This is a genomic window from Lactiplantibacillus daowaiensis (assembly GCF_005405085.1).
GTDB lineage: Bacteria > Bacillota > Bacilli > Lactobacillales > Lactobacillaceae > Lactiplantibacillus > Lactiplantibacillus daowaiensis.
The window spans coordinates 1-18931 of sequence record NZ_BJDJ01000034.1; the positions used below are offsets into that span (position 1 = coordinate 1).

Annotated in this window: 22 protein-coding genes; 20 read left to right on the forward strand and 2 right to left on the reverse strand. The window is 43.7% G+C overall.

All coding sequences use genetic code 11. The annotated features are described in order from the left end of the window. Positions 1-93 precede the first annotated feature (93 nt). On the reverse strand, positions 94-414 hold the full coding sequence (locus tag FFM75_RS13465) for a helix-turn-helix domain-containing protein (protein ID WP_137629680.1): 321 nt from the start codon (positions 412-414) through the stop codon (positions 94-96). Positions 415-582: 168 nt separating this feature from the next. Here FFM75_RS13465 and FFM75_RS13470 point away from each other — a divergent pair, with 168 nt between their 5' ends. From FFM75_RS13470 to FFM75_RS13560, 19 genes are all read left to right on the forward strand, one after another. Next, positions 583-957, forward strand: coding sequence for a hypothetical protein (locus tag FFM75_RS13470; protein ID WP_223876689.1), 375 nt, complete (start codon positions 583-585; stop codon positions 955-957). Positions 958-1226: 269 nt separating this feature from the next. Further along, positions 1227-1811 (forward strand): hypothetical protein, encoded by a 585-nt coding sequence (locus FFM75_RS13475; protein WP_137629681.1) that lies wholly within the window; start codon positions 1227-1229, stop codon positions 1809-1811. A gap of 26 nt (positions 1812-1837) precedes the next feature. Then, positions 1838-2263, forward strand: a complete 426-nt coding sequence (locus tag FFM75_RS13480) for a hypothetical protein (RefSeq protein ID WP_137629682.1) — start codon at positions 1838-1840, stop codon at positions 2261-2263. Between the two features lie 36 nt (positions 2264-2299). Beyond that, complete coding sequence (locus FFM75_RS13485; RefSeq protein WP_137629683.1) at positions 2300-2872, forward strand: hypothetical protein; 573 nt, start codon at positions 2300-2302, stop codon at positions 2870-2872. Between the two features lie 112 nt (positions 2873-2984). Then, positions 2985-3413, forward strand: a complete 429-nt coding sequence (locus tag FFM75_RS13490; RefSeq protein ID WP_137629684.1) for a hypothetical protein — start codon at positions 2985-2987, stop codon at positions 3411-3413. Between the two features lie 61 nt (positions 3414-3474). Beyond that, positions 3475-4014 (forward strand): hypothetical protein, encoded by a 540-nt coding sequence (locus FFM75_RS13495; protein ID WP_137629685.1) that lies wholly within the window; start codon positions 3475-3477, stop codon positions 4012-4014. Positions 4015-4117: 103 nt separating this feature from the next. Then, positions 4118-4663, forward strand: coding sequence for a hypothetical protein (locus FFM75_RS13500; RefSeq protein ID WP_137629686.1), 546 nt, complete (start codon positions 4118-4120; stop codon positions 4661-4663). A gap of 65 nt (positions 4664-4728) precedes the next feature. Beyond that, positions 4729-5115 (forward strand): hypothetical protein, encoded by a 387-nt coding sequence (locus tag FFM75_RS13505; RefSeq protein WP_137629687.1) that lies wholly within the window; start codon positions 4729-4731, stop codon positions 5113-5115. Positions 5116-5484: 369 nt separating this feature from the next. Continuing rightward, positions 5485-6018, forward strand: coding sequence for a hypothetical protein (locus FFM75_RS13510; protein WP_137629688.1), 534 nt, complete (start codon positions 5485-5487; stop codon positions 6016-6018). Positions 6019-6239: 221 nt separating this feature from the next. Beyond that, positions 6240-7094: a ribosome biogenesis GTPase YlqF gene (gene ylqF / locus FFM75_RS13515; RefSeq protein ID WP_137629689.1), complete on the forward strand. Its 855-nt coding sequence runs from the start codon at positions 6240-6242 to the stop codon at positions 7092-7094. Beyond that, the gene (locus FFM75_RS13520) at positions 7087-7848 is read left to right on the forward strand and encodes a ribonuclease HII (RefSeq protein ID WP_137629690.1); all 762 of its coding nucleotides are present in this window, start codon (positions 7087-7089) and stop codon (positions 7846-7848) included. Before ylqF ends, FFM75_RS13520 begins: the two co-directional genes overlap by 8 nt. 40 nt (positions 7849-7888) lie before the next feature. Beyond that, a complete protein-coding gene (gene dprA / locus FFM75_RS13525; protein WP_137629691.1) occupies positions 7889-8755 on the forward strand; it encodes a DNA-processing protein DprA in 867 nt (288 codons plus the stop codon). An 89-nt stretch (positions 8756-8844) separates the two neighbouring features. After that, a complete protein-coding gene (gene topA / locus FFM75_RS13530) occupies positions 8845-11007 on the forward strand; it encodes a type I DNA topoisomerase (RefSeq protein ID WP_137629692.1) in 2163 nt (720 codons plus the stop codon). Between the two features lie 166 nt (positions 11008-11173). Further along, entirely contained in the window at positions 11174-12508 is a 1335-nt protein-coding gene (gene trmFO, locus FFM75_RS13535) for an FADH(2)-oxidizing methylenetetrahydrofolate--tRNA-(uracil(54)-C(5))-methyltransferase TrmFO (protein WP_137629693.1), read from the forward strand. A 65-nt stretch (positions 12509-12573) separates the two neighbouring features. Further along, positions 12574-13485, forward strand: a complete 912-nt coding sequence (gene xerC, locus FFM75_RS13540; protein ID WP_137629694.1) for a tyrosine recombinase XerC — start codon at positions 12574-12576, stop codon at positions 13483-13485. A gap of 24 nt (positions 13486-13509) precedes the next feature. Continuing rightward, positions 13510-14052, forward strand: a complete 543-nt coding sequence (hslV, locus tag FFM75_RS13545; protein WP_137629695.1) for an ATP-dependent protease subunit HslV — start codon at positions 13510-13512, stop codon at positions 14050-14052. A 14-nt stretch (positions 14053-14066) separates the two neighbouring features. After that, positions 14067-15488, forward strand: a complete 1422-nt coding sequence (hslU, locus tag FFM75_RS13550; protein ID WP_137629696.1) for an ATP-dependent protease ATPase subunit HslU — start codon at positions 14067-14069, stop codon at positions 15486-15488. Between the two features lie 31 nt (positions 15489-15519). Then, the gene (locus FFM75_RS13555; RefSeq protein ID WP_137629697.1) at positions 15520-16398 is read left to right on the forward strand and encodes an aldose 1-epimerase family protein; all 879 of its coding nucleotides are present in this window, start codon (positions 15520-15522) and stop codon (positions 16396-16398) included. 152 nt (positions 16399-16550) lie between these two features. Further along, positions 16551-17270: a hypothetical protein gene (locus FFM75_RS13560; protein ID WP_137629698.1), complete on the forward strand. Its 720-nt coding sequence runs from the start codon at positions 16551-16553 to the stop codon at positions 17268-17270. Between the two features lie 35 nt (positions 17271-17305). On the opposite strand, the gene FFM75_RS13565 is transcribed toward FFM75_RS13560, so the two are convergent. Further along, positions 17306-17845, reverse strand: coding sequence for a TetR/AcrR family transcriptional regulator (locus FFM75_RS13565; RefSeq protein WP_137629699.1), 540 nt, complete (start codon positions 17843-17845; stop codon positions 17306-17308). 116 nt (positions 17846-17961) lie between these two features. On the opposite strand from FFM75_RS13565, the gene FFM75_RS13570 reads away from it, so the two are divergent. Beyond that, positions 17962-18759, forward strand: a complete 798-nt coding sequence (locus tag FFM75_RS13570; RefSeq protein ID WP_137629700.1) for a hypothetical protein — start codon at positions 17962-17964, stop codon at positions 18757-18759. Positions 18760-18931 lie beyond the last annotated feature (172 nt).

The window sequence follows — 18931 nt, forward strand, 5'->3', positions numbered from 1 at the left end:
TAAAGAAAAGGAACCCCGTTCGCAAGTGAACGAAGTTCCACATAAACCCTCCATCAACACCCGTTGACAAAGAGCCAATCAATTGGGTGTTTTTTAGTGCTGATGTTGGTCGTTAACGAGACTATTTGCATGTTCAATCAGGGCGATAAATTGTAAGACACTATCGGTTTGTTCGGCCGTTAAGCCGCCCATTTTAAATGACAGGTCATCTGAAATACCTAGCAAGTAATCGGCAGACGTATCTAAGATACTGCAGATTTCAACGAGTGTCGATAAGGATGGGTAAGATAGGCCTTGCTCATAAGCCGAGACAGTACCTTTACTAATAGCAAGCCGCTGTGCCAGCGCTAATTGTGTGAGTCGCTTGGATTTGCGGACTGATTTTAGTCGCTCACCAAAGAAGTCTAAATTCATATAATTTCACCCTCCGTTCAGGGTAACAAAATTATATGCAAGGAATAGGTGTACAAAGTATATGTAATATTGATACTTTTATAGAATTTTGATAATATTAGGGGTATAAAGTACCGGTATAGTCGGTATTTTTAAATGGGGTAGTAAAAAAGGAAGGAGTGATGATTAATGCCAACAAAATTGACCAAAATTAAACCGGTTTGGATCATCAGCATTATTGGGGTGTTGATCGTGTTAATTGTCGGCGGATTGCTATTGCGACCTAAAAAGTTAAATGGCAGTTATTCAGCTGAGATATCGATCTTATTTACAAAATCGAAAGATACCTTGAAGTTTACTAAAGATAATAAAGTTGCCGAATACGCCGATGGTGAAAAGACCAATACGGGGCATTATAAAATCGACGGTGACAAGTTGACGTTTAATCTTGGGGACGTACACGTCAAAGCAAAACTGGCCTCTGATCATAAGTCGTTTACGCTCGGTAGCGGGACCGGCATCGCCGGTATGGCAAAAGGATTGCATTATACATTAGATGACTAGCGTTAAATCACTTTTTGGAGACTAGTACTAAGTCAGCTGATTCGAGTACGGCATTTTTGTAACACCGATGCGACAAAATCAGTGTTAGCGCCGTACCGTAATTGTTAAAACCACGACACCAACTAATCAGTCTAAAGCGGGGATTCAAGGCTGGTTAAGCCACTAATCCGCTGCAAGCTTTATTTTTCTGGTTAGTTAGTTGGGGTTAGCTGGTGATCAATGTTAAATACATTAATGAAACATCATATTGAGAAATGGAGTCATGATTGATGAACAAAACGGAAACTTTAAACTTCTTAGCGCACAAACGCGCCTTAACTGCGGATACTCAAGATGCCCGCCACGCCGTTTATGTCGCTAAAAACGACTATGACAAATTACGGAAACAAGTGAAATGGCTGTTGATTGGGGCTTTTGTGGGTGTCTTTATCTTAGGGTATATTTCAGTTGGCTTCGGCAAAATTATTAGTAATATTGTGACCTACGCGGCACTTGCCGGCTGGGTCTATTTAGCCTATCTCCAACATGGCAAGAAGCAGGTCGGTAAGCAAAAGATTGCGGCGGCTGAACAACAAGTCGATGCCGCGATGGCGGTCCCAGCTTATATTGAAGGCATGCAAGATTTTCCACAAAAGTTTTATAGTTATTGGACGATTGATCGGTTGATGCACTTAGTCAGTGAAAACCGGGCAGCGACATTACAAGAAGCTTTTAATGTTGCGGAAACCCAAGACTTTCAAAATGATCAATTGGCCTTACAACAAGAAAACTTGGCCGTGGCTAAGGCAACGAATAGTGCGGCTAACATTTCAGCGGCAGCTAATGTTGTTTCAGCGCTTAATTCCCGCAAATAGGCTGATTTATTAGGGGGACATGGCTCATGAAAAAAATCGTTAAATTAGCAGCAATAACGCTGGTAACGACTGGATTATTTTGGGGTGCCACTAATAGTGTAACGACCCAGCCAACACAAGTCATGGCGGCTAAGCATGCTAAAAAGGTCAAGTGGCATAAAGGCACACCGAAAACGTTACGTGGAACTTATCAAACCAAGAAGTATGGTGCTGATTTGATGGCGATTTGTAAGATTAAGGCAAAGTCATATTGGTATTGGGCGTCAGGTATGCCAGTTCAAGACGGCCATAATGTTTATTATCGGTCATTAGGTCATCACCGTTACATGATCCGTTTTGACGCACCACGTAATGGGATCTTTTACGGCGGCAAGAATTTGAAAACCGAGGTTATCAAGGCTGGTCGAAACCTAAAGGTGAATGGCGATACCCATATCTATTACAAGCAATAGCTATTTGAAATTAGCAATAAAAAAGGGGTCTGCAGGATGAGTAAATTAAGCAAAACTATCGGGGCAATGACTGTTTTATTAAGTATGACGGTCATTGGCGTTAGCGCTACCAATACGACGGCTAGTGCCAGTACTTGGCATAAAGGTATGCCAAAAGTGATTACCAAACATAAGATGTGGGCTGATCATCATCGGCCGTTTACGAACGCAAAACATCGCTATTATACCCGGACCTATATGTTCACGAGTCAAACGTATGCGTCTTATGATCAAGAACTTTATTATAATGACGGCAAAGTCTATCCAACTGATACTTTCTTTAATGGCACAAGTTACATCAATGTGCCATCACCAACATATCAAACAATGGGAAAAAAGACTTATCAAATCAAGTCGACCTTGAAACGTTCCGGTTACGGGGATCAACGTTTTAAATTCAAACTATCTGGTAAGCAAATGACGGTTTGGTCGAAGCGGTTATGGAACCATATTGATCCTAATGAAGGTACCAATCGGAGTCAAAAGAAGTGGCATAAGTTAGGGGTCTATTCACCAATCAAAGGTGCGACCTCTAAGTCGATTGAAAAAAGCGATCCACTTTATAAATAGCAACAGTCACTGACTGTGACGTACCCCGTAAGGATTAGATAGGGTCTATCTGATAGTTACGGGGTATTTATATCTTGGATTGTACAAGCAAGTGAAAAGGGAGTTTATACTGATGAAACGCATCACAAAGTTACTTTTAATTGTATTTGGGACCGTATTACTAGTTGGTGGCACTGGTGTGACCGCACAAACTAGTCAAGCAGCGACACATAAAACTGCTAAAAAAGTTAAATGGCATAAGGGCACGCCTAAGGCAGTTCGCGGTTATTATGAAACGAAGCCCGATGCCGCGGGACTGGCGTCACAATACAAGATTCGAGCCAGATCAGTTTGGTATTGGCATTCTGGTATGCCGGATATTACGAGTTCACACGTGTATTACCGCTCACTTGGTCATCATCGTTATGTGATTCGCTACAATGCGCATTGGTATGGCGGCCGCGGTGGCCAGAAAAATTATGAGTTGGATGTGCACAAGATTGGCAAGAAGCTTAAAGTGTCTAGTGATAAGCAGCTTTTTTCTCCTGTTAAAACGCATTAAGTCTAACTTTGAGGGTAATGATAGCTTGGTCATTTAAATTAGTGATGAAGAAGGGATAACTATGAAGAAATTAACGATGATTGTCGCTACCATGGGGATTGCTTTAATGGTCGGCGGAACAGCGCTACCAGCTGCCGCGGCTGTTGATAGTAGTGGTGGAACTACGGCGAGTGCAGTAACGAAGCAGTCTAAGATTCAACGAAGTCATATTTGGAACATCAAGCATCGTGACTATAAGGTTGTTAATACGAAGGGTAAGACTTATACGTTTAGTGGGAAAACTAATAATGTCAAGATGAAGGCTAATCATAATTTGAAGAATTATAAGCAGTCGACATGGACGCGGAAAAAGATTGTGCAAATTAAGCAAGATAACAATTGGATGGTGTATTACTATGTCACTACTGGTAAAAAGGGCAAAATTAGTGGCTGGGTCAAATTGACTGATGTTAATTTGAAACACCCGCGTAAACCGGCTAAACATGTCGCACCGGAATTTGATGTGTATTATCGCAAATTGAATCAAGCACAACGAAATGAATATCGTGAGTTTACTTATACAGGCGCACGTACTGCTGAAGGTGAGCCAAGCGAAATGTAACCACTGGACCGTATCTCAGCTAACCTATGTAAATAATAAAAATATGCTACTAAATAAGCTTTGTGAAAAAGGTGGCCAGCAAGCCAAAAAAGGAAGGTTTTTTATGAAGAAATTTACTACAATTGTTGTCACCATGGGGATCACTTTAATGGTCGGCGGAACTGTCTTACCTGCCGCCGCAACTGACAGCAATGTTAGAATTACGGCGAGTGCTGCAACGAAGCAATCTAAGATACAACGCGGCCCCATTTGGAGCAACTATAACAAGCACGATTATAAGGTTGCTAATACCAGAGGTAAAACTTATGAGATGACGGGTAAAGCTAACAACATTAAGTTGAAAGTCAATCATAATCTGAAGAATTATAAGAATTCGACGTGGGTTCGTCGGAAATTGACTCAAATTAAACAAAATGGTAACTGGAATGTCTATTACTATGTCACCACTGGTAAGAAAAGTAAGATTGGTGGCTGGGTTAAATTGACAGATATGAAGTTAAAACATCCACATAAACCAGCCAAACATGTCGCACCAGATTTTGATATCTGGTATCGCAAATTGAATCAAAAGCAACGTAACGAATATCGTGATTTTACTTATAGTGGTGCTCGAGATGCCGATGGTGAACCTTCGGAAATGTCATTTTAATCTAATTACTAACAGAAGTGTTATGAAAAAGATGGCCAGCACAATAAAGAAAGAGAAGCCTTTTTATGAATAAATTAACTACAATTATTGTCACCATGGGGATCGCTTTAATGGTCAGCGGAGCAGCCTTACCAGTTGCCGCGGCTGTTGATAGCAGTGGCGGAACTACGGCGAGTGCTGCAACGAGAAAGTCAAATATTCAGCGGAATCATATGTGGAAGAAAGGTATTAAACATCGTGATTATAAGGTCGCAAACACTGATGGTAAAACATACATTTTTAGTGGGCCAATGAACAATATCAAGTTGAAGGCTAATCATAGCTTAAAGAATTATAAGCAGTCGACGTGGACTCGTAAAGGCATTGTTCAAATCAAGCAAAATAATAAATGGATGATGTATTACTACGTTACTACGGGGAAAAAGGTAAGATTAATGGCTGGGTTAAATTAACAGATGTGAATTTAAAGCATCATAACAAGCCAAAGAAACATGTGGCACCGGACTTTGATACTTATTATCGCAAATTAAATCGTGTTCAGCGTAATAATTATGAAGATGCTGTACATGCCGGCGGTGCTCGTAATGCGGCTGGCGAACCAAACCAAGTAAGCGTCAAAAGTCTTTTGAGTTAGTTCAAGTGTCAATTATTAAAATAAGCTATTAATTAAATTCAATGGCTTATTTTGAGCCGTGATTCGCCTACTAAAATCTTTACAAAGGCCCATATTCATCTAACTCATGTAAATAATGAAAATTACTACACGGATAGGTATTGTGAAGAAGGGCATCCGGTCAGTTAGAGAAAAGGAAGTTATTATTATGAAGAAACTAACCCCGATTCTTGCCACCATGGGGATTGCTTTAGTGTTCGGCGGAACCATATTACCAGCGGCTGGTGATAGCAATGTCGTTACTGCGAGTGCGGCAACGAAGCAGTCTAATATTCAACGTGATACGATTTGGGCCTTCAAACAGCATGATTATAAAGTTGTTAATACCAAGGGTAAGACTTATCAAATGACGGGTAAAGCTAGCAATATCAAGTTGACGGCCAATCACTATTTGAAGAATTATAAGAAGTCAACATGGGTTCGTCATAAGGCAACTCAAATTAAACAAAATGGTAATTGGAACATGTATTACTATGTCACCACTGGTAAAAAAGGTAAGATTAATGGCTGGGTAAAAGTAAATGATGTTGATTTAAAGCATCATAACAAGCCAAAGAAACATGTACAAGGTGATTTTGATACGTATTATCATAAATTGAATCAAGCGCAACGTAACGATTATGTGGAGACTATTCAATATGGTGGCTGTCGTACGGCCACTGGAGAACCTATTCAAGTTTAATCTTATTATTGTAAGCTAGTTTAAATGTCAATCACTAAAAGAAGCCATCGATTAAGTTCGATGGCTTCTTTTAGGCCACGATTTGCCAACACCATGTTTACCACCGGTATTTAACGGTTTTCGCTTGGTCTGGCTGGCGTTTTTAAGCCTTTACCGGTATGATGAAAGATAGTGAAACAAACGAGCTGACCAGTGTTGTCAGTCAAAGGAGCGTTTTTATTATGGCAAACATTCAATGGTATCCTGGGCATATGGCCAAGGCCATTCATCAAATTCAAGATAACTTACATTTAGTCGACATTGTGTTCGAACTTGTCGACGCTCGGATTCCGGAAGCATCGCGCAATCCTGATATTGAAAAAGTCATTCAACAAAAGCCGCATTTGTTGATCATGACCAAAAAAGACTTGGCTGATCCACAAATGACGGCTAATTGGGTTGAACATTATCAAACTCAGGGGCAGACCGCAATTGCGGTCGATTCACGTAATCGCGCGACTGCTAAGCAAATCACCCAAGCCGCCACGACGATGCTAGCTGACAAATTGGCTAAAATCGAAGCCCGTGGCATTACGAATCGGCCAATTCGAGCGGTGTGTGTCGGGATTCCAAACGTTGGTAAATCGACGTTATTGAATCATATCGTGAATAAAAAGATTGCTAAAGTTGGTGATCGCCCCGGTGTAACTAAGGGACAACAATGGTTAAAAGCTTCCAATAAGCTGGAATTACTCGATACACCAGGGATCTTATGGCCCAAATTTGAAGATCAAGTCGTGGGTACGAAGCTAGCGGTTACTGGCGCTATCAAAGAAAATATCTATCCGAACGACGATGTGGCATTATTTGCGCTGGATTTCTTTAAGCATCATTATCCACAACGTTTGATCGAACGTTACAAGTTGACGACTGACCAACTAGACTTAGACAATCCTGACTTATTACTGGTGATGACTAAGAATATGGGCATGCGTGATGATTGGGAACGTTTCTGTGTGGCCTTTTTACTCGATATTCGTAAAGGTCGGCTCGGCCGCTTTACGCTTGACTTAACTGGAGATGGCGCCGATGTCTGAGTACACGATTGCGGCCTTTAAACAGCTCTTAGCAGATCAACCAACTGCCGAAATATTGGCGGCGGCGAAGGCCGATGAGCGTAAAGGGGTCCAGCAAGCGTATCAACAATATTTACGACGCGCAGCAAAGCAAGCCGCGTTAGCGGAACGTTTTGCGCAACATATGCGTCTTGAACGGCAATTTTGGGACGAAGGTGGTCAATATGCGGCTGGTGTTGATGAAGTTGGCCGGGGCCCGTTAGCTGGTCCGGTCGTTACGGCGGCCGTTGTGATCGATGACAACTTTGATTTAGTAGAAGTTAACGATTCCAAACAACTGACAGCTAAAAAACGGTTGGCACTAATGCCTAAGATTCTTGAAGAAGCCGTAGCTGTCAGTATCGGGGTCGCTGATGCGGCCACGATTGACCGACTCAATATCTATGAAGCAACTCGAGTTGCGATGAAACAAGCTGTCGAAGGCTTAAGCGTGCAGCCAACACGACTATTAGTCGATGCGATGCAGATTCCGGTCCCGATTGCCCAGACCCGATTAATCAAAGGCGATGCCAAAAGTGCCAGTATTTCAGCGGCCAGTATCGTGGCTAAAGTCGTCCGGGATCACTTGATGGAAATGTATGATCAAGTCTACCCAGGCTATGACTTTGCCGATAATATGGGATATGGCACGGCTAAACATCTGTCGGGATTAAAGACGTTAGGTATTACCCCAATTCATCGGCACTCGTTTTCACCAGTTCGAGATGCGGAATAGCGTGCTTTGCGGAGTTACTCCTAAAAAGGAGTGACCAACGATGCAATTACGCAGTTTATTGATTCGCTTGCATTTGGCTCAAGGCATGGGCTATGCCGGCATGACCAAGGTTTTACGCTATTGTTTAAAGCACCAAACGGTATTGACGACCGCAACTGAATTAGTGGCAGTTGCCCGCTTGCCACGGCCGGCCGCCGCTAAATTTATGGCTGATTGGCAAAGTGCCCGCTTTGACCAAGCTGTTCAACAGCATCGGGCCTTGACGATCCTGACCATCCTGGATGACGATTATCCGTTGACCTTAATGGAGAGTTATCACCCGCCACTGGTCTTGTTTTTACAAGGCCGGCGTGAGTTGTTAGCGGCCACCCAATTAGCCATCGTGGGGGCGCGGCAAATGACGCCATATGGCCGCCGAGCGCTTAATCAACTGTTACCGCCACTGGCGGAACGGCAATTAGTGATCACAAGCGGCCTAGCAGCTGGCACAGATGGGTATGCCCATCAACTAGCGCTACAGTTGAATTTGCCAACGATCGGTGTGATTGGGACGGGGTTAGATGTGAGCTATCCGCGCGTTAATCAAGGCTTACAGCAACAAGTTCGACAGTTCGGTTTATTAATTAGTGAATACCCACTCGGCAGCCGCCCAGCGCGGCACCACTTCCCCGAACGTAACCGCATTATCGCCGGTCTCTGTCAAACGCTGATGGTCGTTGAAGCCCGTGAACATTCGGGTAGTTTGATTACCGCTAATTTAGCGTTACAAAACAATCGGAATGTGATCGCCGTACCGGGTCCAATTGATGCACCGCTATCGGTCGGGTGCAATCAATTAATCGCGGCTGGCGCAAAACCAGTCTTAAATTTCCGGCATATAATAGAAGAGTTTTTACCGATTATTTGACAAGCGTTTACTTTTGAAATATGATTACATGGATTTGCAAAGCAAGCTAATAGTAATATTCATGATTAAACGTGTAAGGAGCTGATCAAGTGGCTGCTAACTCAACGCCCGCCAAAGCGGCGGCTAAGAAGAGCACCGGTACGAAACGTAAACCGGCAAAGAAAACGGCGACTAAACGTCGTAGCCGGGCCACCGGTAAAAAATTGGTGATCGTCGAATCACCATCAAAAGCAAAAACCATTGAAAAATATTTAGGCCGTTCTTATAAGGTCGTGGCCAGTCTCGGCCATATTCGAGATTTACCCAAGAGTAAGATGGGGGTCGATGTTGATAACGACTACGAACCCCATTATATTTCGATTCGGGGTAAAGGTGATGTGATTAAAGGATTGCGGAAAGAAGCCAAAAAGGCCAAAGCCGTCTATCTCGCATCTGACCCGGACCGTGAAGGTGAAGCCATTGCGTGGCATTTATCGTACTTACTCGGTTTAGATCCAAAAGATAAGAATCGGGTCGTCTTTAACGAAATTACGAAAGACACCGTTAAAAATGCTTTTAAAGAACCGCGTTCAATTGATATGGACTTAGTAGATGCCCAACAAGCTCGGCGGATCTTAGACCGCTTAGTCGGTTATTCGATCAGTCCGTTGTTGTGGAAGAAAGTCAAAAAAGGCTTATCTGCCGGTCGGGTACAATCAATTGCACTCGATTTGATTATCAAGCGGGAAAATGAGATCAAAGCGTTTGAACCACAAGAATACTGGACCATTGAAAGTGAATTCCAAAAGGGTCGCTCGAAGTTTATGGCCAGTTTCTATGGGACCAAAGGCAAGAAACAACCGCTAGATAACAATGAAGCGGTCCAAAAAGTATTAGCGCAATTAGATCGTAATGGTGATTTTGATGTCACTAAAGTGGTTAAAAAGGAACGTAAACGGTTCCCAGCACCACCATTTACGACGTCAACGATGCAACAAGATGCTAACCGGAAATTAAACTTCCGGACGCGTAAGACGATGATGGCGGCGCAACAATTGTATGAAGGGATCAATGTCGGCAAAGACGGTAACGTGGGGTTGATCACCTATATGCGGACCGACTCGACCCGGATCTCTTCGATTGCCAAGCACGAAGCTTCCCAATTCTTGCATAAAGAATATGGCGCTGAATATGCGGCAACCAAGCCAGTTAAAGGGAAGCTACCAGAAGGCGCGCAAGATGCCCATGAAGCAATTCGGCCATCTTCTGTTTTCCGGACCCCTGCCAGTATCAAAGATTATTTGACTAAAGATCAATTCCGGTTATACCAATTAATTTGGTCGCGGTTTGTGGCGAGTCAAATGACGCCAGAAGTTTTAGATACGATGGCAGTCACGATTGACCAAAATGATGTGCAGTTCCGGGCAAATGGGTCGAAGACCAAGTTTGCTGGGTTTACTAAAATCTATGATAAGACGGAAAAGAACAACGTTTTACCAGATTTAAGTGAAGGTGACGTCTTGAAGTTAAGTAAGACCGATCCACAACAACATTTTACACAGCCACCAGCTCGTTATTCTGAAGCCAACTTAATCAAGGCCTTAGAAGAAAATGGGGTTGGCCGGCCATCAACGTATGCACCAACGTTGGATACGATTCAACGCCGCTACTACGTGAAATTAGAAGCGCGACGCTTTGTGCCAACTGAACTTGGTGAAATCGTCAATGACATTATCCAAGAATATTTCCCAGATGTTGTTAACGTTGGTTTTACAGCGAACTTGGAAGAAAAGCTCGATGCGACTGAAGAAGGCCAAGAAGATTGGGTCAAGGTCGTGGATAGCTTCTATCAACCATTCTCTAAAGAAGTTGAAAAAGCCGAAGCTGGGATGGAAAAAATCCAGATCAAGGATGAATTAGCCGGTTTCAACTGTGAAATCTGTGGGGCACCGATGGTCATTAAGATGGGCCGTTATGGCAAGTTCTATGCTTGTTCACGGTTCCCAGATTGTCGCAATACTAAACCAATCGTTAAAGAGATTGGGGTCGTTTGTCCGCAATGTAAAAAGGGTCAAGTTATCGAACGGAAATCAAAGAAGAACCGGGTCTTTTATGGTTGTTCACGATTCCCAGATTGTGACTTTGTCTCTTGGGACCAACCAATCGGTCGTGACTGTCCAAAAGATGGGCATTTCTTGGTCGAAAAGAAGGTCAAGGGCGGCAAACAAGTCCTTTGTCCAAATGGCGATTACAAAGAAAACGTACAAAAATAAGTACCTGACGATAAAACCCGTGTTGGCCAATATGGTCGCACGGGTTTTGTGAATTTAGTGAGAATTTTAACGGTGGTCATAACTTTGATTGTGGAATCGCTTTATTTCCGGTATGATTGACCCAGTACTATCAACGGTACGATCACAAGAAAAGAGGCAATTGGATATGGCATCAATACCAACCGTCAATGTTATCGGCGCCGGCTTAGCTGGTTCTGAAGCCGCTTGGCAAATTGCAAATATGGGCGTTAACGTCCGCATTTATGAAATGCGGCCAACTAAGATGACGCCAGCACATCATACTGAAAAGTTTGCGGAACTTGTTTGTACGAACTCATTACGGGCGAATCAATTAAGCAACGCGGCCGGATTATTAAAGGCTGAAATGCGCCAATTGGATTCAGTCGTGATTAAGTCAGCTGAAAATCATGCCGTGCCAGCGGGCGGCGCGTTAGCCGTTGACCGCGACACGTTCTCACAAGAAATCACCGATCAAATTACCAGTTTACCCAATGTTGAAGTGGTTAATGAAGAAGTGACGAGCCTACCAGACGGCATTACTGTCGTGGCAACTGGGCCATTAACGGCGGCGTCTTTAGCGAAATCGATTCAAGCCTTCAATGAAGAAGATGACTTGCATTTCTTTGACGCCGCGGCACCGATTTTAACAAAAGACTCAATCGACCTCGATAAGGTGTACTTGAAGTCCCGTTATGATCGTGGTGAAGCAGCTTACTTGAACTGCCCAATGACGGAGGAAGAATTCGACCGGTTCTATGACGCGTTGATTCATGCCGAAATGGCTGAAGCCCATGACTTTGAAAACTCAGAAGTCTTTGAAGGCTGTATGCCGATTGAAGTTATGGCGCAACGTGGTCGCCAAACGATGTTATTTGGCCCACTTAAACCCGTTGGCTTGGAAGATCCTAAGACTGGCAAGCAACCGTTCGCCGTGGTGCAATTACGCCAAGACGATGCTTCTGGTGAACTCTATAACATCGTTGGCTTCCAAACGCATTTAAAATGGGGCGAACAAAAGCGGGTCTTTAGCTTGATTCCTGGTTTGGAAAACGTTGAATTCGTCCGTTATGGGGTCATGCACCGCAATACATTTATGAAATCACCAAAACTTTTACAACCGACTTATCAAACCCAACAACGGGCCGATTTGTTCTTTGCTGGTCAAATGACTGGGGTTGAAGGGTATATCGAAAGCGCTGCTAGTGGGATCGTTGCCGGGACTAATGCGGCACGTTTGGCCTTAGGCTTAGACCCAGTCGTCTTTCCGAAAGAGACGATGATGGGGGCGATGGCGCATTATATTACCCATACCAATGCCAACCATTTCCAACCAATGAACGCCAACTTTGGCATTGTACCGAAACTCAAGCAACGTATTCGGGATAAACGTGAACGCAATACCGCTTTATCCGAACGTGCTTTGGCAGAATTAGCTGATTTTAAAGCCGAGACGTTAAGTTTGACTAAAATTGACCAATAAACCGAGCTCTTGATTGTGTTTTCCTCCAGACTTTGCTAAAGTAGCAACGTATGGAGGTTTTTTAGATGGAAGCAGCCTATTTAGACCTATTTTTAAAATATATTCGTGTTGAACGCCAATACTCAGAAGAAACAGCCGCGGCTTATCGTGAAGATATTCAAGCCTTTACGGACTTTTTAACTGAGAATGGTGGGGCGAAAGCCTATGCGGATGTTGACCACTTAGATGTGAACGTTTACTTAAGTGCGTTATATGACCGTCATTTGACCCGGAACTCGATTGCTCGGAAAGTCTCCAGCTTACGGTCGTTTTATAACTTTTTAGTCAAAAATGACCTCGCAAAGTTAAATCCATTTGTGTACGTCCAACTCAAAAAGCACGCGGCCCGTTTGCCCCGGTTCTTTTATCAAAAAGAACTCGATGTCTTGTTTAAGACAGTTTACGCCGATGATTCGGTGATGGGCACGCGGAATGCCGCGTTACTTGAAGTGTTGTATGGCACTGGGATTCGGCTAAGCGAATGTGTCGACCTCCAAATGAGTGATATTGATTTTGACCTTAAAATGATGCTGATTCGTGGGAAGGGTGACAAGGAACGTTATGTGCCCTTTGGTCGCTACGCTGCCCATGCGTTGCGGCAATACTTTGAAACTTGTCGCACGCCAGTGATGGCGAAATATCAACAGACTCATCAAACGGTCTTTATTAATCGACATGGTGGGGCGATTACGGGTGGTGGCATCGAGTATGTCTTGAATCAAATTGTGAAAAAGAGCAGTTTGACTGCGAAAGTCCACCCCCATATGTTGCGGCATACGTTTGCTACGCAAATGTTAAATAATGGGGCCGATTTACGGACCGTTCAAGAATTACTCGGACATACGAGTTTGTCGACGACGCAAATTTATGCGCACGTCACGAAAGAACATTTGCAACAAGATTATCGAAACTTTTTCCCCCGCGCAACGCGGGAGTGACTACTGATTAAGGAGCGCGAAAAGATGCCAGTAAAATTTGAAGCAACTACGATTTGTGCCGTTCGTCAAAATGGGCATAATGCCATGGCCGGTGATGGTCAGGTGACAATGGGTGAAAAAGTTGTCATGAAAGGGACGGCCCACAAGGTGCGGCGCATCTATAATAATCAAGTCGTTGTCGGCTTTGCCGGGAGTGTCGCTGATGCCTTTAACTTGGAAGACCGTTTTGAAAAGAAACTCAACGAATACTCTGGTAACCTCCAACGCGCGGCGGTCGAACTTGCCCAAGAATGGCGGAGTGACCAAGCTTTACAAAAGCTTGAAGCGTTACTGATCGTCATGAATAAAGATGAAATGTTATTAGTTTCTGGGAGTGGTGAAGTGATCGCCCCCGATAACGATGTGTTAGCCATTGGGTCCGGTGGTAACTTCGCCTTAGCTGCAGCTCGGGCGATGCAAGATCATACCACTAATATGAGCGCCCAAGAAATCGCTGAAGCCGCCATCAATATTGCCGGTGACATCGATATCTTCACGAACCACAACGTTATTTCCGAAGCCTTATAAGAGGAGCTGTTAAGATGGAAGCAATTGATAAAACCCCAAAGCAAATCGTTGCTGAATTAGACAATTACGTTATCGGCCAAGGTGCGGCTAAAAAGGCCGTGGCGATTGCTTTACGGAATCGGTACCGGCGGATGGAATTATCTGCTGATATGCAAGAAGAAATTACCCCTAAAAATATGTTAATGATTGGCCCAACCGGGGTCGGGAAAACTGAAATTGCCCGTCGGTTAGCTAAAATCGTGCAAGCACCATTCGTTAAAGTTGAAGCCACTAAGTTTACGGAAGTTGGTTATGTCGGTCGCGATGTTGAATCAATGGTCCGTGACTTAGTTGATGTGGCAATTGAAATGGAAAAAGCCCAAGCTTACTCTGGTGTCCGGGCTAGTGCAGTCCGCGCCGCAGACAAGCGCTTGGTCAAGTTGCTTGTCCCTGTTCAAAAGCAACAAGCGAAGCGCAACAACAATAATGACTTCCAAAGCATGATGAACATGTTGAGCCAAATGCAAAATGGGCAGATGCCAAATGCCACGGATGATAGTCAAGAAGAAGTGACTGACGATGTTCGTAATCAACGGTTATCGGTCTCAGATCAATTAAAAGCCGGTCAGTTGGAAAACTCAGAAGTCACGATTGAAATGGATGATCCGCAACAAAATGCCGCTGGCAATAACAATATGTTAGGTCAAATGGGGATCGACTTAGGTGATACCCTTGGTCAGATCATGCCTAAAAAGCGCATTAAGCGGACGATGCCTGTTAGCGAAGCCCGTGAAATCTTAGTTAAGGAAGAATCCGAAAAGCTGGTCAATAGCGCTGATATTTATCATGATGCGATTGTCCGAGCTGAAAATACTGGGATTATCTTTATTGATGAAATTGATAAGATTACGGCCGGCGGACAACAAGGGTCTGGCGAAGTATCCCGTGAAGGGGTTCAACGTGATATCTTACCAATCGTTGAAGGGTCACAAATCTCAACGAAGTATGGGCCAATCAACACGGATCATATCTTGTTCGTCGCTTCAGGGGCTTTTGCTGAAAGCAAACCAAGTGATTTAATTGCTGAATTACAAGGTCGGTTCCCAATTCGGGTTGAATTAGATGATTTATCTAAAGATGATTTTGTTAAGATCTTAACGGAACCCAAGAATGCGTTGATCAAGCAATACATCGCGTTGATTGGCACAGACAACATCAAAGTGACCTTCACGATTGAAGCCATCGAAGCCATTGCGGGCATCGCGTATAAAGTGAACCACGAAACTGAAAATATCGGGGCCCGGCGGTTGCATACGGTCTTAGAAAAATTACTTGAAGAATTGCTCTATGAAGGTCCTGATATGGAAATGGGCGAAGTGACGATTACTGAAAACTACGTCAATGAACGGATCGGCAATATCGCCAAGGACAAAGATTTAAGTCGGTACATTCTTTAAAATCAGCGTTAAAACAAAGGAGCTTGGGTCAATGACAGTTGAATTGAAAAATGATTACCTCACCGTGCAGATCAATGAAGCCGGTGCGGAATTAAGTAGTGTTAAAAGCAGTGACGGCTTGGAATACATGTGGCAAGCGGATCCTAAATATTGGGGTCGCCATGCCCCAGTTTTATTCCCAATCGTGGGTCGGTTAAAGGATGACCAGTTTACCGTCGCCGGTCAAAGTTATCCCATGGGACAACATGGCTTTGCCCGCGACCATGAGTTTCAAGTGATTAAGCAAACTGAAACATCAGCAACGTTAGAATTAACCGATAGTGCTGAAACTCGGGCCATCTATCCATTTGCGTTCCGGTTACGCTTGATTTATACCTTAACGGATCATGAATTAACGATTGGCTATGACGTGCATAATCCAGCTAACCAAGACTTGTTGTTCTCAATTGGTGGGCATCCAGCGTTTAACGTGCCGTTAGACGCACCTGAAGGCGATTTGGCTAACTATCAAGTGACCGTTGCTCCTAAGAAAACGTATCAACATATCCCACTAAAGGCGCCATATAATGATATTGATCATAGTACGACGCTAGATTTGACCAAGCCACTGCCATTGACTCGGGACCTCTTTAAAGACGATGCCGTTATCTTGGCGTTAGATAACCAAGAAACGACGTTGTTATTAAGTTCAGATTTAAATGACCACGGCGTTGCCATGACGATTGAAGATGCCCCTTATGTGGGCATGTGGTCACCATATCCAAAAGACGGCCCATTCGTTTGTTTGGAACCATGGTGGGGCATTGCGGATAATGTCGACCATGATGGTCAATTGAGCCATAAGATGGGTATTAACCAATTAGCACCTAACCAAACTTTTGACGCGCAGTATTCAGTCAAATTTTTCTAAACTAAGCTATTAAAAGATGCCTTAACTCGTGATGAAACGGGTTAAGGCATCTTTTTTAAGCTAAATTCACAGATTACGATGAAATGACGCTAAAGTTTGTTGATAAGGCGGTACGCTGAATCCAATACAGATGTAAAGGAGTGAGTGGTGTGATGGATTCAGTACAAACGGTGATGACGATCGTACATCAACAACCAACGGCAATTGTGGTGATGGCTTTATTGACCTATGCGTTTGGATTTGCCCAGTATTTAACGAGTATGGTGATGCAAATTCGGGATCATGAGTGTCCGTTTTACTTTTGGCAGCATGCATGGTATTTCGGTCACGATTTAACGTTTTCGCTTTTATTTAAACAATGGTTTAACCAAGTTCATTTTTGGTTATTCAATGTCTTATGGTTTGGTTGCGTTTGCTTTGTGGTGATTGAACTGGTCTCCTTAACTTATTCGGTTAAATATGAACGGGCCACGATTTGGCAACCTTATACTCGGCAACCAGTCAGTGAACGGACGGCTTGGATCAAAGGCAGCCTGACTTACGTGACGGGATTTGTGTTGTTTATGATTATTCGCCAAGCACTTGGTGATCAGATGTGTTTGGTCTTAATGATGTCAACCAATGCCACACTGGCGTTAGTGACGTCGTATAAACTGCAGCAGGTCCATCATCGTCAAAAAGGGACTTTAGCACTTGGCTGGTTCATTTTATTAGGCACGATTTTCACCTTCTTACCGCAAGGCTGGGGCTTCTTTGCAACGGCGGTGCCTGCCTTACGGTCTGGTTGGTTTAGTGCATTAGGCGTCATTTGTGTCTGCTATGCAGCCCGTTATTTGGCGGTGGGGTGGTCATTACCTAAATTGCAAGCCTAACAATAACCCTGACAACGTCAGCTTAGTTGTCAGGGTTATTGTGGTAATAGGGCTAAATGAGTGCGTACGAGCTGCTGATTAGTGGTGACTAAAGTTTGGTAAGTGATGGTATCGGGATGACTGAACCAGTAAATATAAGTGTTGATTAGTCCGGCCGTCAGTGAGGACAAGACTAATTGGGCAGTGCCTGGTGTTTGGTTAGTCAATAAGTTATCACATAACGTTTCGAATAGCATTTGTTGGAGGTCTTCGATCAAGTGATGATGCTGCCGGCTTAAACATAAGTATTGAAACCCCGTTAAGTTAGCCATTAGGATCTTGTCAAAGGTGGCCACTAATTGGACTGTACTGGCATGTTGGCCGGTCAATGCTTGGGCGACTTCTTGGGCGAGATCGATTTGGTAGTCGTCAAAAATGTCACTGACATGGTCGTAATGGATATAAAAGGTCCGCCGATTAATGTGAGCGGTTTGACAAAGGGCAGTCACCGTAATCCGTTCGATCGGTTGTTGCTGCAATAGCGTAAATAGTGCGGTAGTTAAGGCTTGCTTAGTATGTAAGACCCGTTGATCCAAAAAAGTCATCCTTTCATAAAGTTAATGCACACTTTTCGTTAAATTGGCGCTAAACCCATTATACAAAAGCTTATGCTAGTACACAAAATCAATTTAATTGAAGGAGTGTTTGGACAATGTGGTCTTTTTTGAACCAAGTGAGTGCGACGTATCCGAAAGCAACGTACAGCTTACAAGATTTCGTGACGGCTTTTAGCCCGAGTAACCCGCACTTTGGGCTGACATTAGGTGTTGCTGGTTTAACGTTTTTAATTGGTTTTGTCGAGTATATCTATAGTTTTATCTTGATTAATCGGGAAGGTAAATCGCCCTATAATTTACTCATGCATGCGTATTATTTTGCAATCGATTCAATGGGGATCATCGTTTTTGCCACGGCGTCACATGCGGTAGGCGGCTTTTGGATCTTTCGGTTAGCGGCCGTGGCTGAAGTGGTTTGGACGTTGTTTGAAGTCTATAACTTAGTGATGTGTATTTACGTGGAACGTGAAGCCATCTGGGGACCGGATGTCACCGTGAAGATGGCATGGTGGCGGGTCATTGGCTGGCTAGTTGTTTTAGTGCCAACTGTTAACTTATTCCGGGTCTTTATGCATGATCCGGCAATGTTTAAATGGTATATCTTTACGAATATCTTAATGGGCATTATGCCCGGGCTATACTGGGAAAAGCGTGGGACCCAAGTCGGTGCGTCTAAAGGACTGGCAATCGTGATTTTAATTGGGACGATTAATTCGTTTTTACCGACCAATATGTGGGCCGCGGTCAGTTCGTACTTTAGTTGGCAACAGAACCCGTGGTTTTATGTCATTGGGGTGATCGCAATTGGCTTTGCTAGTCGGACATTGGTCGTCTTGCATCGGTTGCCAGCTAAACCCCAGCGCCTAGCCAATGGTAAAAAATCAATTTGGTAAGGTTAAAGCAGTCGTTGTCCGTTGGATGGCGGCTTTTTGCTTGAGAATAAAGTGTCTCTACTTTACAAGTTTTGATAAACTAATAATAATCAATATTAGGTAGATTGTAAAATTAATCCGAACGCTGTTCGGACAAAAAAGATCAGCTTCCTTTAAAATGGTGTTTACCACA

What these genes read in the sequence shown, in the direction of transcription:
- FFM75_RS13465 (WP_137629680.1), bottom strand. Translation starts at nt 414, where the DNA reads ATGAATTTAGACTTCTTTGGTGAGCGACTAAAATCAGTCCGCAAATCC.
- FFM75_RS13470 (WP_223876689.1), top strand. Translation starts at nt 583, where the DNA reads ATGCCAACAAAATTGACCAAAATTAAACCGGTTTGGATCATCAGCATT.
- FFM75_RS13475 (WP_137629681.1), top strand. Translation starts at nt 1,227, where the DNA reads ATGAACAAAACGGAAACTTTAAACTTCTTAGCGCACAAACGCGCCTTA.
- FFM75_RS13480 (WP_137629682.1), top strand. Translation starts at nt 1,838, where the DNA reads ATGAAAAAAATCGTTAAATTAGCAGCAATAACGCTGGTAACGACTGGA.
- FFM75_RS13485 (WP_137629683.1), top strand. Translation starts at nt 2,300, where the DNA reads ATGAGTAAATTAAGCAAAACTATCGGGGCAATGACTGTTTTATTAAGT.
- FFM75_RS13490 (WP_137629684.1), top strand. Translation starts at nt 2,985, where the DNA reads ATGAAACGCATCACAAAGTTACTTTTAATTGTATTTGGGACCGTATTA.
- FFM75_RS13495 (WP_137629685.1), top strand. Translation starts at nt 3,475, where the DNA reads ATGAAGAAATTAACGATGATTGTCGCTACCATGGGGATTGCTTTAATG.
- FFM75_RS13500 (WP_137629686.1), top strand. Translation starts at nt 4,118, where the DNA reads ATGAAGAAATTTACTACAATTGTTGTCACCATGGGGATCACTTTAATG.
- FFM75_RS13505 (WP_137629687.1), top strand. Translation starts at nt 4,729, where the DNA reads ATGAATAAATTAACTACAATTATTGTCACCATGGGGATCGCTTTAATG.
- FFM75_RS13510 (WP_137629688.1), top strand. Translation starts at nt 5,485, where the DNA reads ATGAAGAAACTAACCCCGATTCTTGCCACCATGGGGATTGCTTTAGTG.
- ylqF (WP_137629689.1), top strand. Translation starts at nt 6,240, where the DNA reads ATGGCAAACATTCAATGGTATCCTGGGCATATGGCCAAGGCCATTCAT.
- FFM75_RS13520 (WP_137629690.1), top strand. Translation starts at nt 7,087, where the DNA reads ATGTCTGAGTACACGATTGCGGCCTTTAAACAGCTCTTAGCAGATCAA.
- dprA (WP_137629691.1), top strand. Translation starts at nt 7,889, where the DNA reads ATGCAATTACGCAGTTTATTGATTCGCTTGCATTTGGCTCAAGGCATG.
- trmFO (WP_137629693.1), top strand. Translation starts at nt 11,174, where the DNA reads ATGGCATCAATACCAACCGTCAATGTTATCGGCGCCGGCTTAGCTGGT.
- xerC (WP_137629694.1), top strand. Translation starts at nt 12,574, where the DNA reads ATGGAAGCAGCCTATTTAGACCTATTTTTAAAATATATTCGTGTTGAA.
- hslV (WP_137629695.1), top strand. Translation starts at nt 13,510, where the DNA reads ATGCCAGTAAAATTTGAAGCAACTACGATTTGTGCCGTTCGTCAAAAT.
- hslU (WP_137629696.1), top strand. Translation starts at nt 14,067, where the DNA reads ATGGAAGCAATTGATAAAACCCCAAAGCAAATCGTTGCTGAATTAGAC.
- FFM75_RS13555 (WP_137629697.1), top strand. Translation starts at nt 15,520, where the DNA reads ATGACAGTTGAATTGAAAAATGATTACCTCACCGTGCAGATCAATGAA.
- FFM75_RS13560 (WP_137629698.1), top strand. Translation starts at nt 16,551, where the DNA reads ATGGATTCAGTACAAACGGTGATGACGATCGTACATCAACAACCAACG.
- FFM75_RS13570 (WP_137629700.1), top strand. Translation starts at nt 17,962, where the DNA reads ATGTGGTCTTTTTTGAACCAAGTGAGTGCGACGTATCCGAAAGCAACG.